This window comes from Nonomuraea sp. NPDC049158 (assembly GCF_040648335.1).
GTDB lineage: Bacteria > Actinomycetota > Actinomycetes > Streptosporangiales > Streptosporangiaceae > Nonomuraea.
Genome location: NZ_JBEZDM010000064.1, coordinates 26420 through 40163, shown reverse-complemented (window position 1 = coordinate 40163; position 13744 = coordinate 26420). Strand labels below are relative to the sequence as shown.

At 71.2% G+C, this 13744-nt stretch carries 14 protein-coding genes and 1 pseudogene; 12 read left to right on the top strand and 3 right to left on the bottom strand.

Features of this window, described 5'->3' with window-relative positions:
- The 5 genes and pseudogenes from AB0B61_RS55600 to AB0B61_RS55580 all read left to right on the top strand — a co-directional run.
- Nucleotides 1–213 (top strand): annotated as a pseudogene (locus AB0B61_RS55600) (phenylacetate-CoA oxygenase subunit PaaJ); the annotation flags it as partial.
- Nucleotide 214: 1 nt separating this feature from the next.
- Nucleotides 215–1306: a 1,2-phenylacetyl-CoA epoxidase subunit PaaE gene (gene paaE, locus AB0B61_RS55595; protein WP_358450098.1), complete on the top strand. Its 1092-nt coding sequence runs from the start codon at nucleotides 215–217 to the stop codon at nucleotides 1304–1306.
- A gap of 54 nt (nucleotides 1307–1360) precedes the next feature.
- Complete coding sequence (locus AB0B61_RS55590) at nucleotides 1361–2539, top strand: thiolase family protein (protein ID WP_358450096.1); 1179 nt, start codon at nucleotides 1361–1363, stop codon at nucleotides 2537–2539.
- Complete coding sequence (locus AB0B61_RS55585) at nucleotides 2536–3276, top strand: enoyl-CoA hydratase/isomerase family protein (RefSeq protein WP_358450094.1); 741 nt, start codon at nucleotides 2536–2538, stop codon at nucleotides 3274–3276. Before AB0B61_RS55590 ends, AB0B61_RS55585 begins: the two co-directional genes overlap by 4 nt.
- Nucleotides 3273–4157, top strand: a complete 885-nt coding sequence (locus tag AB0B61_RS55580; RefSeq protein ID WP_358450092.1) for a 3-hydroxyacyl-CoA dehydrogenase family protein — start codon at nucleotides 3273–3275, stop codon at nucleotides 4155–4157. The genes AB0B61_RS55585 and AB0B61_RS55580 overlap by 4 nt, the downstream gene beginning before the upstream one ends.
- 15 nt (nucleotides 4158–4172) lie before the next feature.
- On the opposite strand, the gene AB0B61_RS55575 is transcribed toward AB0B61_RS55580, so the two are convergent.
- Both AB0B61_RS55575 and AB0B61_RS55570 read right to left on the bottom strand, forming a co-directional pair.
- On the bottom strand, nucleotides 4173–4802 hold the full coding sequence (locus AB0B61_RS55575) for a TetR/AcrR family transcriptional regulator (protein WP_358450090.1): 630 nt from the start codon (nucleotides 4800–4802) through the stop codon (nucleotides 4173–4175).
- Nucleotides 4803–4849: 47 nt separating this feature from the next.
- A complete protein-coding gene (locus tag AB0B61_RS55570; protein ID WP_358450088.1) occupies nucleotides 4850–5389 on the bottom strand; it encodes a hypothetical protein in 540 nt (179 codons plus the stop codon).
- A gap of 202 nt (nucleotides 5390–5591) precedes the next feature.
- On the opposite strand from AB0B61_RS55570, the gene AB0B61_RS55565 reads away from it, so the two are divergent.
- The 4 genes from AB0B61_RS55565 to AB0B61_RS55550 all read left to right on the top strand — a co-directional run bounded on the left by AB0B61_RS55565 (nucleotide 5592) and on the right by AB0B61_RS55550 (nucleotide 8753).
- Complete coding sequence (locus AB0B61_RS55565; protein WP_358450086.1) at nucleotides 5592–5954, top strand: nuclear transport factor 2 family protein; 363 nt, start codon at nucleotides 5592–5594, stop codon at nucleotides 5952–5954.
- Nucleotides 5955–6136: 182 nt separating this feature from the next.
- Nucleotides 6137–7042: a CHRD domain-containing protein gene (locus AB0B61_RS55560; RefSeq protein ID WP_358450084.1), complete on the top strand. Its 906-nt coding sequence runs from the start codon at nucleotides 6137–6139 to the stop codon at nucleotides 7040–7042.
- 113 nt (nucleotides 7043–7155) lie between these two features.
- Nucleotides 7156–8052 carry an AEC family transporter gene (locus AB0B61_RS55555; RefSeq protein ID WP_358450082.1) on the top strand — a complete coding sequence of 299 codons (897 nt, stop codon included), beginning with the start codon at nucleotides 7156–7158 and terminating at the stop codon, nucleotides 8050–8052.
- 65 nt (nucleotides 8053–8117) lie between these two features.
- Entirely contained in the window at nucleotides 8118–8753 is a 636-nt protein-coding gene (locus AB0B61_RS55550; protein ID WP_358450080.1) for an SRPBCC family protein, read from the top strand.
- 110 nt (nucleotides 8754–8863) lie between these two features.
- Here AB0B61_RS55550 and AB0B61_RS55545 read toward each other — a convergent pair whose 3' ends face one another.
- On the bottom strand, nucleotides 8864–9592 hold the full coding sequence (locus AB0B61_RS55545) for an SDR family oxidoreductase (RefSeq protein ID WP_358450100.1): 729 nt from the start codon (nucleotides 9590–9592) through the stop codon (nucleotides 8864–8866).
- Here AB0B61_RS55545 and AB0B61_RS55540 point away from each other — a divergent pair.
- The 3 genes from AB0B61_RS55540 (at nucleotide 9591) to AB0B61_RS55530 (ending at nucleotide 13709) form a co-directional block, all read left to right on the top strand.
- Complete coding sequence (locus AB0B61_RS55540) at nucleotides 9591–9845, top strand: helix-turn-helix domain-containing protein (RefSeq protein ID WP_358450078.1); 255 nt, start codon at nucleotides 9591–9593, stop codon at nucleotides 9843–9845. The two genes, AB0B61_RS55545 and AB0B61_RS55540, sit on opposite strands and share 2 nt — an antisense overlap.
- A gap of 152 nt (nucleotides 9846–9997) precedes the next feature.
- Nucleotides 9998–10474: a hypothetical protein gene (locus AB0B61_RS55535; protein WP_358450076.1), complete on the top strand. Its 477-nt coding sequence runs from the start codon at nucleotides 9998–10000 to the stop codon at nucleotides 10472–10474.
- An 82-nt stretch (nucleotides 10475–10556) separates the two neighbouring features.
- The gene (locus AB0B61_RS55530; RefSeq protein ID WP_358450074.1) at nucleotides 10557–13709 is read left to right on the top strand and encodes an AAA family ATPase; all 3153 of its coding nucleotides are present in this window, start codon (nucleotides 10557–10559) and stop codon (nucleotides 13707–13709) included.
- Nucleotides 13710–13744 lie beyond the last annotated feature (35 nt).

Sequence of the window (13744 nt, the reverse complement as noted above, 5' to 3'; positions counted from 1 at the left end):
ACCAGCGCGCCCACCTCGCGGGCCCGGCGCAGCACGTCGGCGACCGGGTTGATGGTGCCGAGCACGTTGGACTGGTGTCGGCTCGCTCCGGCCTGCCCGCGCTGCGGTTCGACGGCCACCCGCCTGGTCTCCGAGTTCGGCGCCACCGCCTGCAAGGCCCTCTACAGCTGTACCGACTGCCTTGAGCCGTTCGAGCATGTCAAGGAGATATGAGATGAGCACGCTCGCGCCCGGCCGCGCGACGACCCGGGCGTCCGCCGCCTTCCACTCGCTGACCGTGGCGGCGGTCGACCACCTGTGCGAGGACGCCGTGGCGATCACGTTCGCGGTGCCCGAGGAGTTGCGCGAGGTGTACGACTTCCGGGCCGGGCAGTCGCTCACCCTCCGCCGCTTCGTGGACGGTCAGGAGCATCGGCGGTCCTACTCGATCTGCGCACCGGCCGGCGCCCCGCCGCGTATCGGGGTCCGCGAGATCCCGGACGGGCTCTTCTCCTCCTGGCTCGTCCACGAGGTGCGGCCGGGAACGCGGATCGAGGTGCAGGCTCCGACCGGCTCCTGGCGGGCCGACCCGGCGCTGGGAGAGCGGCACCTGTGCGTCGCCGCCGGGTCGGGCATCACCCCGATGCTGTCGGTCGCCTCGACGGTGCTGGCCCATCCCGGCGCCCAGGTGTCGCTCCTGTACGGCAACCGGACGAGCCGTAGCGTGATGTTCACGGAGGAACTCGGCGACTTGAAGAACCGGTACGGTCCCCGGCTCCAGGTCGTCCACGTGCTGTCGCGCGAGCCACGCGAGGTCGAGCTGTTCTCGGGGCGGCTCGACGGCGAGCGGCTGCGTCGCCTGCTCACCCAGCTGGTGCCGATCGAGACGTTCGATCACGTCTGGTTGTGCGGACCGCTGCGCATGGTCGAGGACGCGCGGGCCGTACTCACCGAACTCGGCGTCCCCGCACGGAACGTCCACGTCGAGCTCTTCTATGTCGACGCGCCCCCGCCACCGCCGCGGCGGGACGACAGGATGATGACCGGCGCGAGCAGCGTGCTGACGACGGTGCTCGACGGCCTGCGTACGACGTCCACCGTCTCCCGGGAGACGACGCTCCTCGAAGGTGCCCAGGCGACGCGGGCCGACCTGCCGTTCGCCTGCAAGGGTGGTGTCTGCGGGACGTGCCGCGCCGTCGTCCGCGAGGGTGAGGTGGACATGCGCCGTAACTACGCTCTCGAAGAGTCCGAGGTGGCGGCCGGGTTCGTCCTCACCTGCCAGACGTTTCCCGTGAGCGAGAACGTTACGGTCGACTACGACGCCTGACCTTCGCTTTCACCACCCGATGTTCTCCGCGATTTCCGACCACAGGAGCTCTTCGTGACCGAAGCCTTCGTCGTCTCCGGCGTACGGACGCCGATAGGCCGCTACGGCGGCGCGCTGGCCCACGTCCGCCCCGATGACCTCGCCGCCCTCGTCGTGGGAGAGGCCGTCGCCCGGGCGGGGATCGACCCTGGTCTCGTCGATGAGGTGGTCTTCGGCGCGGCCAACCAGGCCGGTGAGGACAACCGCGATGTCGCCCGGATGGCCGCTCTCCTGGCGGGCCTGCCCGACTCGGTGCCCGGCTTCACGGTCAACCGGCTCTGCGCCTCCGGTCTCACCGCGGTCGCGACGGCGCGCGCCCTCATCGCGGCGGGCGACGTCGATGTCGTCGTCGCGGGCGGGGTGGAGTCGATGACCCGGGCGCCATGGGTCACCGAGAAACCGGCCAAGGCGTTCGCCAAGCCGGGTGCCTCCTTCGACACCTCGATCGGCTGGCGGTTCACCAACCCCCGCTTCGACGCCGCGACGACCGCCTCCATGCCGCAGACCGCCGAGACGGTGGCGCGGCGCTGGGGCCTGACCCGCGACGAGCTCGACGCGTTCGCGCTTCGCTCCCACCAGCGGGCCGTCTCGGCGATCAAGGAGGGCTGGTTCGCCGACGAGATCGTCCCTGTACCGGTCGGTGCGGGCGTCGTCGACGTCGACGAGGGGCCGCGGCCGGACACGAGCCTGGAGCGGCTGGCGCGGTTGCGGCCGGTCAACGGTCCTGACGGGGTCGTCACCGCCGGCAATTCCAGCTCGCTGAACGACGGCGCCGCTGCCGTCGTGGTGGTGAGCGAGCGCTTCCTCGAACAGTCCGGCCTGACCCCGCGGGCCCGGCTCGTCGCGGCGGCGAACGCCGGAGTGCCGCCGGAGATCATGGGGATCGGCCCGGTCCCGGCGACCCGCAAGGTGCTCGAGCGTACCGGGTGGACCGTGGGCGACCTCGACGCCGTCGAGCTCAACGAGGCGTTCGCCGCGCAGTCCCTCGCCTGCGTCCGCGATCTCGGGCTCGACCCGGACTTGGTCAACGCCGACGGTGGGGCCATCGCCCTCGGACACCCGCTGGGCGCTTCCGGGGCCCGCATCCTCGTCACCCTGCTCGGCCGCCTCGAACGCTCCGGAGGCCGGCGCGGGCTGGCGACCATGTGCGTCGGTGTCGGCCAGGGCAGCGCTCTCCTGGTGGAGCGGTCATGACGCTGATCATCGAGGAAAGCGCCGACCGGGTCGTGTGGCGGCTCAACAGACCCGAGGTCCGCAACGCGATCGACCGCGAGCTGGTCGCCGCGCTCCACCAGGCGTGCGCCGCCGTCGAAGAGGAGCCGCGCGTCGTACTCCTGACCGGCGAAGGGCCGGCCTTCGCCGCCGGAGCGGACATCGCCCAGCTCCGCGAGCGGAACCGGGACGACGCGCTGCGGGGCATCAACTCGAAGATCTTCGACCGGATCCACCGGCTGCCGATGCCGACCGTGGCCCTCATCGACGGGTACGCCCTGGGCGGCGGGGCCGAACTCGCCTACGCCTGCGACTTCCGCATCGGCACGCCGCGGGCGCGGATCGGCAACCCGGAGACGGACCTCGGCATCGTCGCGGCGGCCGGCGCGGCCTGGCGCCTCGCCGAGCTCGTCGGGGAACCTCTGGCCAAGGAGATCCTCCTCGCGGGGCGTGTCCTCACGGCTGAGGAGGCGCGGGCGGTGTACCTGCTCAACGACGTCGTGGAGCCCGAAGGCCTGCTGGCCGCGGGGCATCGGCTCGCCGACCGCATCACCGCGCGGGCACCGTTGGCGACGCGGCTGACCAAGGCCGTCTTCCACGCCCCGAGGGCCGCGCACCCATTCGTCGATGATCTCGCACAGGCGGTCCTGTTCGAGACGGAGGAGAAACACACTCGCATGACGGCATTCCTGAACCGGCGACAGGAGCGAAGCTCATGACCGGCGACGCCCAGGAGCAGACAGGGCACACCACCGGCGACGCCCTGCCGCGGACGGTGGGTGTCTTCGGCGGTGGGCGGATGGGGTCCGGGATCGCGCACGCGTTCCTGGCCTCGGGCAGCCACGTGATCGTCGTGGAGAACGGCCCCGAGGCGGCTGATCAGGCCAAGGCTCGGGTGGACGACAGCCTGGCCAAGGCCGATGCGAAAGGCAGGCTCGGCGTCCCGCTCCCGGACGCCCTGGCCCGGCTGCGGACGACGACCGATCCGGGCGAGCTGGCCCCGTGCGAGCTCGTCATCGAGGCGGTTCCGGAGGACGCGGCGCTCAAGGCCGACGTGCTCGCCCTGGTCGAGCGGTGGGCACCGGACGCGGTGCTCGCCTCCAACACCAGCAGCCTGTCGATCGGCGGGCTCGCCGCCGGGCTGGCCTCGCCGGGCCGCTTTCTCGGGCTGCACTTCTTCAACCCCGTCCCGGTGAGCGACCTCGTCGAGATCGTCACCGGGCCCCGCACCGAGCCGGCACTCGTGACGCGGGCACAGGAGTGGGTGACGGCCCTCGGCAAGACACCGATCACCGTCGCGGACTCGCCGGGTTTCGCGAGCAGCCGCCTCGGTGTCTGCCTGGCGCTCGAGGCGATGCGGATGCTGGAGGAGGGCGTCGCGAGCGCGGCCGACATCGACACGGCGATGACCCTCGGCTACCGCCACCCGATGGGACCGCTGCGGACCACCGACGTGGTCGGACTCGACGTGCGGCTCGCGATCGCCGAACACCTGGCGCGCGAGCTGGGACCTCGTTTCGAGCCGCCGCGGATCCTGCGCGACCTCGTCGCCGCCGGGCACCTGGGCCGCAAGACGGGCCAGGGCTTCTACACGTGGTGAGCAGGGCGCGCGGGGTCAGGCTCGGTGGCGGGCCAGGCCGTCGAAGGCGATGACGGTGATGGCGTCGGCGACCGTCGCGGCGGCGTACACACCGTCCGGGCGATACCACTCGACCAGCGAGTTCACCATGCCGAACAGCAGCCGGCTCACCAGCGTCGGCGGCACGTCGTCGCGCAGGGAGCCCTCCGCGACGGCGTCCGCGACGAGCGCGGCGAGGCGGTCGTCGAGCCAGCGACGCCGCTCCAGGGCGGCCAGCTCGATCCCGCTGTTGCCGCGCACCCGGAGCAGGAGCGTGACGGAGGGCTGGTGTGCCACGAGTACCTCGACGCTGCGCCGCACCACCTCACGCAGGCGGTCGTACGCCGTCGCCCCGGCCGGGTCGCCGGAGGCCGCGGTCACGACGGCGGTGAGCTCGTCGAGAGCGTCGTCCAATGCCTGGCTGAGCAGTTGCTCCTTGCTCGTGACGTGATGGTAGATGGCCGGCTTCGTCAGTCCGAGCTCCTTGGCCAGGTCTCCCATGCTCGTGGCGTCGTACCCCTTACGGTTGAACAGTTCCACGGCGGTACGCAGGATCGCGGCCTGGTCGTAGCCGGGACGGCCACGACCACGGCGCGGGGTCGGCTCGGCGGGCTCGGTCGTCGTCACGAATGAAGGATCTCACGGCAGCTCAGGCGCCCCGGTGGTCGCCTTGCTCAGGCCGGGAAGTCCTTGGGGTTGATCGAGGTGGTCCGCGCGTTGCCGCCTCTGACCGGGTTGAGGGTCAGGGTCCAGACGCTCCTCGAGGTGGCGGTCGTGGTGAACCTCAGCCGATCGTTGAACCGCTGGTACACGGGGCTCTGGCTGAACCTGCCCTTCGACACCCTGAACCGGGAGCCGGTGGTGAAGTAGACCCGGTACGTCCCGTCCCTGACATCCCTGACGCTGGCGCTGGACCTGGCGCGAACGTAGATGCTGATCGCCTTGGTCCTGCCCTTGACCAGCGTGACGACGCCGTCCCTCGAGGTGCCGTTCTTGATCTTGAGCGTGCCCTGGCCGCCACTGACGCGGTCGTAGAGGATCTTGCCATTGCGAGGACGCGCGGCGGCCGAGCCCGCCACCTGGGAAACCGAAGCGACGGTACGCTCGCCGGCCGCGGTGGCGGTGGCCGGAGAAGCGGTCAGCAGGCCACCGGCCAGCGCGACGGCCGCGACGACACCGGTGCGTAATGGGGTTCCTTCGAGAAGTCTCTTCACCGTGAACATCTCCTTGAGGGTCGCACGATCAGACCAAACATAGATCGCCTATCGGCCATTCACCAGGAGGCAGGAATTCGCGATGAGCGATCAGCCGATTCACCCGGCGACGAGACAACCACCTTCGTGATAGTTGCGCATGGCGCTTGATTCCGTATCGTCCTCACCAGCGGCCCCGACGACCACGTAAGGAATGATCGGCATGTCCGACGATGTGGCGCAACGCGTTTTCCAGGTGGTCGACACATTCGACCCCGACAAGTTCGCCCAGTTACTGGCCGAGGACGCCACGTTGGTGTTCGGCAACGCCGAGCCGACGGTGGGACGCGCGGCCATCGCCGCCGGGCTGCGGACGTTCTTCGCCACCATCGGCGGCCTGCGGCATCGGATCGTCAGGAGCTGGCAGGTGGACGCCGACACCATCGCCGAGACCGAGGTCACCTACCGGCGGCTCGACGGCAAGGACGTCAGCGTCGCGGCCGTGTCCATCTGGCACACCCGCGACGACGGACTGATCTCGGACTACCGCATCTTCATCGACCTCGCACCCGTCTACGCGGCTTAGTCAGGTCGGATCTCTTGCTTGGCAAGATCGCTATAAGTGGCGTGCGCCTTTTCACCGCAAAGCGCTTTTCTTGTGCGTATTTCTACACATTCCATCGTTGAACCCGGCTGCTGCCGCACCCCGTACAACCGTGCGTCAACACAGCAATGAGCCTCACCCTCGAGGCGTCTGAAAGGGTCATCATGACGAAGCGCACCCTCACCGTCCCCGGCCTGGTTCTCGCTACCGCTCTGGTCGCAGGTGGCCTCGCGCCCGCCGCGGCGCAGGCGAGCACGAGCTCCGATGTCTACCTGGCCGCCTCTTTGCTGGGCAAGAACGAGGTGCCCGCGGCGGGCGCGAAGGTCGGCGACAAGAACGGCAGCGCGATCGCCGTGTTCCATATCCATGGCAACCAGGTGGACTACGCCATTCGCTGGCAGAACATCGCCGCCCCCACCGCGTTCCACATCCACCAGGGCAAGGCGGGCAAGAACGGCGACGTCAAGATCCCGTTCTTCGGCGAGGCGCTGCCCGGCAGCCTGAGCGCCGTGAAGGGGACCGTCAAGGTCAGCGACTCCGGCCTGCTCAACCGGATCAAGAACAACCCCAAGAAGTGGTACGCCAACCTGCACACCGGCGAGTTCCCCGGCGGCGCCGTCCGCGGCCAGCTCTACAAGATCCGCCCGGTGGCGCTCGAGTCGGTGCTGGCGAACGGCTCGCACTCCACACTCACCGCCTCGGCCGACGGCCGCCAGGAGGTCCCGGCGCCCGGTACGAAGGTCGGTGACAAGGACGGCCGGGCCGCGTGGCTCGTCTGGGTCAAGGGCACCCAGGTGCACTTCGCCACCGCCTGGAAGAAGATCGCCGCGCCGACGAACGGGCACATCCACCGCGGCAAGAAGGGCAAGAACGGCCCCGTGGTGGTGAACTTCTTCAGCGACGCCAACGGCCTGCCCGCCGGGATCAACGGCATCGCCGGTACGGCGAGCACCTCCGCCAAGGTCGCCGGCGGGATCAAGCACAACCCGAAGAACTGGTACGTCAACCTGCACACCGGTGAGTTCCCCGGCGGCGCGGTGCGCGGCCAGCTCCACGGCGGCGGCTGGTAAGACCTCCGATACCGCGCGGGCCGGCCGATCAGGGCCGGCCCGCGCTGTTGACCAGCACCCCTGGGGAAGACCCGCCCTCGGCGCGCGTTCCGGCGATGGGTACGGTGTGTCCAATGCTTACGGTAGTGACGGCGTTCACCCCCATCTGGATCATCGGTGCCCTCGGGTGGCTGACCGGGCGTTTCCGGGTGGCGAGCGGGCAGTTCCAGCAGGCGCTCACGGGGTTCACGTTCACCATCGCCATGCCCGCCGTACTGTTCACCACGCTCAGCCGTACGCCGCTCAGCCAGATCCAGCCGCGTCCGCTGCTGGCCTTCGCGATCAGCACCGTCGTCGTCGGCGTGCTCGCGCTCGTGACGCTGCGCGGCAAGCTGCCCGACCGGGTGATCGGGGCGATGTCGTCGGCCTACGTCAACGCCGGCAACCTCGGCATCCCCATCGGCCTGTACGTCCTGCACGACGCGACCTTCGTGGTGTCGGTGCTGATCTTCCAGGTCCTGGTGATGTCCCCGTTGATCTTCCTGGGCCTGGGCGTCGAACGCTCCTCCCTGCTGGCCCCGCTGCGGATGCCGATCGTGGTGGCCTCGGTGCTCGGCCTGGGCATGTCCGCCCTCGGCTGGCACCTGCCCGAACCCGTGATGCGGCCGCTGGACCTGCTCGGTGGCGCGGCGGTGCCGCTGGCGCTGTTCGCGCTGGGCATGTCGCTGAACGGCTCGGCCGTCGCCTGGCGCCGGGTCGCTCCGGTGGTGACGCTCAAGCTGCTGGTCCAGCCGCTGGTGGCGTTCCTGGTCGGCCGGTTCCTGCTTCAGCTCGACGGCCATGCGCTGTTCGCGGCTGTCCTGTTCGCCGGGCTGCCCACCGCGCAAAATACTTACGTCTACGCCGCCGAGTACGGGCGGCCCACCGAGCTGCCCCGCGACACCATCCTGGTCTCGAGCGTCCTGTCGCTGGCCACCCTTTCGGTGATCGCGGTGCTGGCCGGGGGCGCGGGCGCGCTCGCCCTCAAGTGATCGCCAACCGGCGATCTTTGGGTAGAAGGTACTCGTAACATCGAACTCAGCTCCATGAGGTACCCGTGCCGAGACTTCTGCGCCTGTTAACCGCCCCGCTGCTCATCGTGACCCTCGTCCTGACCGGCACCCCCGCCCGTGCCGACAGCGACCCGCTGCTCGCCACCCAGTGGCAGCTCGCCTGGGACACCTACCGGTTCTACGAGCACCTGACCGGCCCCCTCCCCCTGGACGGCCGGACCGCGGTCACCCGTGACCTCTCCATCGACATCAACGCCCCCCGTGACCACGTCTTCGCGGCGTACTCGGACATCAATCACCACATCGGCCTGCACCCCTTCCTGAAGCGCGTCGCCACCCACGCCGACTACGTCCAGGACGGGCTGCGGTACATCAACTTCACGGCCGTCGAGGACGTCCCGGTCACCGACGGGGTGCCCGTCACCGCCAACACGCACGCCCAGCAGCGCCTGCACCCCGCTGAATACTTCTACGAGACCGACACCTGGACCATGCCGAACGTCGTCACCCACCAGCGGATCGACTTCACCGACCTGGGCGGCGGCCAGACCCGGGTGACCGAGCACCTCACGTTCGAGGCGAACGTCCTGCTCATCGACTTCACCGTGACCAACGGCGTCTCCTCCCACCAGCAGACCCAGGTGGCACTGAAGGAGGCCATCGAGAGCGGCCGGCTGTGACGGGCCGGCCGGTCACAAGGCCGACCGCGGCGGGCCAGGCAGTCACAAGGCCGGCTGTGACAGGCCGAGCGGTCGCGTTCGAGAGGTGACGCCCTTACCGCGTCCTGCCCTCAGCCGGGCAGGACGCGGTAGCCGGCGTCCACGGGGATGTGGGCACCCGCCACAGCGCCGAAGCCGCCGTCGAGGACCGAACCGATCACCGCGGCCACATCCCGCGGGTCGAGCATCCGGCCCAGGACCGAGCGGCGGGCCAGCGCCGATTCCGCCTGAGGGGTGCGCATGGCCGCGCTGCCCTCGGTCCGAACGGCGGCGGGGGCCACGGTGTTGACGGCGATCCCCCACCCGCCGGCCTCGGCGGCGACGTGCTGCGCGAAGGTGTTGAGCGCGGCCTTGGCGGTCGCGTGCGCGATCGTGCCCGGCCGCACCAGGTCGGCGCTGACGCTGGAGACATAGACGATCCGGCCGTCTCCCTGCTTCCGCATGAGGTCGAGGACCTGCCGGGTGATGTGGAACACGGCCGACAGCTCCCCGATGACCTTGCCGGAGAAGTCCGGCCAGGACAGATCGGTCAGCGGAGCGAAGGGCGGGCGGATGTTGGCGTTGCAGACGAGCGCGTCGACCCGCTCGCAGGCGGCCACCAGGTCGGCCACCTGGCCGGGGTCGCACACGTCCGCCTGAACGGCCCGCGCGCTGCCGCCGCTCGCCGTGATCTCCCCGACCACCGAGGCGGCCGCCGCCGCGTCGCGCTGATAGTTGACGATCACGTGGAACCCGCGACGGCCCAGTTCGAGGGCTGTCGCGGCGCCGATGCCGCGGCCCGCGCCGGTGACGAGGCCGATGCGATTCTACGAGCTACGCGCAAAGATCGAAGGGATCAGCGAGAAGATGCTCTCCCAGACGTTGCGCACGCTGGTTCGCGACGGCCTCGTCCTGCGCACCGTCACGCCCACCACGCCGCCGCAGGTCAGCTACGCGCTGACCGACCTCGGCCAGGGGATCACCGAGCCCCTCCAGGCGCTGTCGGACTGGATCCGGGATCACGCCAACGCCATCCTCGCCGCCCAGGCGGCCCACGAACAGCAAGGCGACTGAGCCGACTCATCGCGCCCATGACCGGACATCACGCCCGTGCACCGGCCGATAGGGCTCCACCTGCCGTTAACCCTTAGAACCTGGACCGATAATCAAATTTCGGGCATGCTTGTCGAGATCATCAGTCAAGTGGTCTATGAAGGGACAATCAGGTGAGAATGCCGACAAAGGCGGCACTCTTTACGGCGGCACTCTGCCTCAGCGGTGTCATTGCGAGCCCGGCGAACGCCGCCGCAGCCGCGAGCCCGGAGAGCATCTGCGGCTCCGGCTACGCGCGCATCACCGGCGGCACGCAGCCGGTCAAGACCTCGAGCGGCCGCCGGTACGGCACGGTCTACCTGCTCTACAACCGCGGCAACGGCTACAACTGCGTGGTCACGATCAAGTCGAGCTTCGTCGGCACGAAGACCCCGGTCACCGCCGAGCTCACGGTCATGGCCAAGCCGATCAAGGACACGAAGCAGAGCCCGATCGTGCGCTCTGACCGCGGCAACTTCAAGTCCTACGCGGGACCGGTGAAATACTGGGCGCAGGGCAGGTGCGTGAAGTTCTGGGGCACGATCAAGCCGCTCGGCCACGACCCGGCCGTCGCCCGCGGGGGCCGTGCCAAGTGGGACAACTGCGGATAACGTCCGCGATGACGCCTCCGTCTTACCCCTGGCTTGTCGAGGTTCCATACTGACTCCCCTGACATGATCGTCGGGAGGCCGGATGTTGTACGGACGCGGGGCCGAGCAGGCTGAGATCGACGCGCTGCTCGACGCCGCCCTGGCCGGACGCAGCGGCGCGGTCGTCATCAAGGGCGAGACCGGCATCGGCAAGTCGGCGCTCCTCGGCTACGCGGCCGGGCGGGCCGCCGGCTGGCCGGTGCTGCGCACGCTGGGGGTGGAGTCGGAGACCGAGCTGCCGTTCGCCGCTCTCCACCTGCTCCTGCGGCCGGTGCTCGGGCACGCCGGGCGGTTGCCGCCCGGCCAGGCGGCGGCGCTGCGCGGCGCGATCGGGGCGGCGCCCTCCGAGGTGGCCGACCGGTTCCTCGTCGGGCTGGCCGCGCTCACGCTGCTGTCCGATCTGGCGGGCGACGGGCCGATCCTGTGCCTGGTCGACGACGCGCAGTGGCTCGACGACGCCTCCGCCGACGCGCTGCTGTTCGCGGCCAGGCGGCTCGACGCCGAGGGCGTGGTCATGCTGTTCGCCCTCCGGGACGGCGCGACCACCCCGCGCCCTGGGGCGATGGCCACGCCCGAAACGATCCCGCCGCACCGGGAGGCCCTGGCCACACCCGCAGTGGCACGGTCGCGCCTGGAGACGATGGCCACGCCCCGAGTGACACCGCCGCACCGGGAGGCCCTGGCCACGTCCGGGGTGGCCGAGCTGCGGCTGGGCCGGCTGGAGGCGGCGGTGGCCGCGGAGTTTCTGGCCGATCGGGCTCGCGACCTGGCGCCGCAGGTGCGGCGCCGGGTCCTCGACGAGGCGGCGGGTAACCCGCTGGCGCTGATCGAGTTCGCCGCCGTACTGACTCCTGAGCAGCGGGCGGGGCGGTTGAGCCCGCTGCCGTTCGCGGGCGAGTCGGGGCCGCTGTCGCATCGGGTGCGGACCACGTTCGAGGCTTATATCGACCGTTTCCCCGAGCCGGCCAGGGCGGCGTTGCTCGTGGCGGCGGCCGACGACACCGGGGATCTGGACCTGATCCTGCGGGCCGCCGCCCGTCTCGGCGCGACGGTCGCGGACCTGACGCTCGCCGAACGCGAAGAGCTGATCGAGCTCTCGGCGGCCGGGCTGTCGTTCCGGCACCCGCTGATCAGGAGCGCGGCCTACCGTGGCGCGCCGTACTTCCGCCGGGTCGCGGCCCACCTGGCGCTGGCGGAGTCGCTGAGCGACCAGACGGCCAGGTGTCTGGGTGACCCCATGGGCAGACCCCTGGACGGCCGGACAACCGCGCCCCTGGACGGCCGGACAACCGGGTCCCCGCCCGGCCGAACAGCCACACCCTTGGACGGCCGAACAACCGCGTCCCAGGACAACTGGACGGCCGCGTCTCTGGGGGATCAGGCGGCCGAATCCCTCGATGGTCAGGCGCGGGCCGATCGGCGGGCCTGGCATCGGGCCGCCGCCGCGACCGGCCCGGACGAGAGGGTCGCCGGGGAGCTGGAGCGCGCCGCCTTACGGGCGCGCGACCGGCAGGGCACGGCCGCCGCGTCCGTGGCGTACGAGCGGGCCGCCGACCTCACCGCCGACACCGCCCGCACGGCGCGCAGGCTGATCGCGGCGGCGGAGCTGGCGGTCCAGGCGGGTCAGCTGAAGCGGGCCGCCGGGCTGGCCGACCGGGCGGCGCCGCTCACCACGACGCTCGCCACGACTCCGGCCGAGCGCGCCTGCCTCGCCCAGGTACGTGCCCGCGTGGAGGTGGAGCAGGGCTCCCCGAGCGCGGCCGGGCGGATCCTGGTCGAGGGCGCGGGGCACGTACTGACCGCCGACCCCGCGCTCGCGGCTCGCATGCTGGCCGAGGCGATCCATTACGCCTCCTTCGCCGCCGACCCCAAGCTCGCCCACGACGCCGACCACCGACTCAGCGCGCTCGCACTGCCGCTCCCAAAAGGGCCTCAACCGCCGCAACCGGAAGCACCGCGACCACCCCTGCCAGGCGGACCGCAGCCGCCGTGGCGACAAGGGGCCCACTCTGCGCAGCCAGAAGAGCCGCAGCCGCTACCCCAAGGGCCCGGCGTGCTAGCCGCCGGGATGGCGGTCATGGCGCGGCTCGTGGAGGGCCAGGCCGTGGTGGACCTCTCCCCCATCCGCGCCGCCGCCCGGCTCGCGGGCGACGCCCCCGACCTGCTGCCCCTCGCCGCCTCCCTGAGCATCGTCTCGGGTGACGAGGTCACAGCTCACAGGCTGGCCGAGTCGCTGGTCGCCCGTTGTCGCGAGCATGGTCTGATCGGCCTGCTCCCCCAGGCGCTGGCGCTGCTCGCCCAGGCCCAGATGCTGCGCGGCAGGCACCGCGAGGCGTCGGCCGCCGCGGCCGAGGCGCTGACCGTCGCCTCCGACATCCACCAGGCTCACCGGGCCGGGCACCTGCACGGGCTGCTGGCCTGGCTGGCCGCGGTCGGCGGTGCGGAGGAGCGTTGTCTGGAGCTGGCCGCGAAGGCGGACGGCGACGTCGAGGCCACCAGGGCGCTCGCCGCCTGGGCGCTCGGTCTGTCCCAGCTGGGCCAGGGCAGGGCCGGGGCCGCTCTCGACCACCTCCAGACGGCGGGCCATCGCCATCCCGTGGTCGCGCTCTGCGCGGCGCCCGATCTGGTCGAGGCGGCGGTCCGCGCCGGGCGGGCGGATCTGGCGGCGGGGGCGGCGGCCACGTTCGAGGGCTGGGCGGCCGTCGTAGAGCGTCCGTGGGCGGACGCGATCGCCGCCCGGCTCCGGGGGCTGCTGGCCGAGGGCGACGAGGCGGGCGGGCACTTCGCGCGGGCTGTGGCCGTACCCGCTGATCAGCCGTTCCAGCAGGCGCGCAACGAGTTGCTGTACGGCGAGTGGCTCAGGCGCGCGCATCGCCGGTCGGAGGCGCGGCGGTGGCTGCGCGCGGCCTTCGAGGCGTTCGACGCGCTCGGTGCCGCGCCCTGGGCCCGCCGCGCCCACGGCGAGCTGGAGGCGGCCGGCGAGGCGGCCGTGTCCAGGAGTGGCGGCCTGCTCGACCGGCTGACGCCGCAAGAGCGTCAGGTGGTACGGCTGGCGGCGGCCGGGCTGTCCAATCGGCAGATCGGCGCGCGGCTGTTCCTCAGCCCGCGTACGGTGGGACATCATCTGTACAAAGCGTTTCCCAAGCTCGGTGTGGCTTCCCGAGCCCAGCTCGGCGACCTCGACCTAAGTGAGTGACCGCGGCTACTTAGTCGCGAGCCCGCATGACCGGC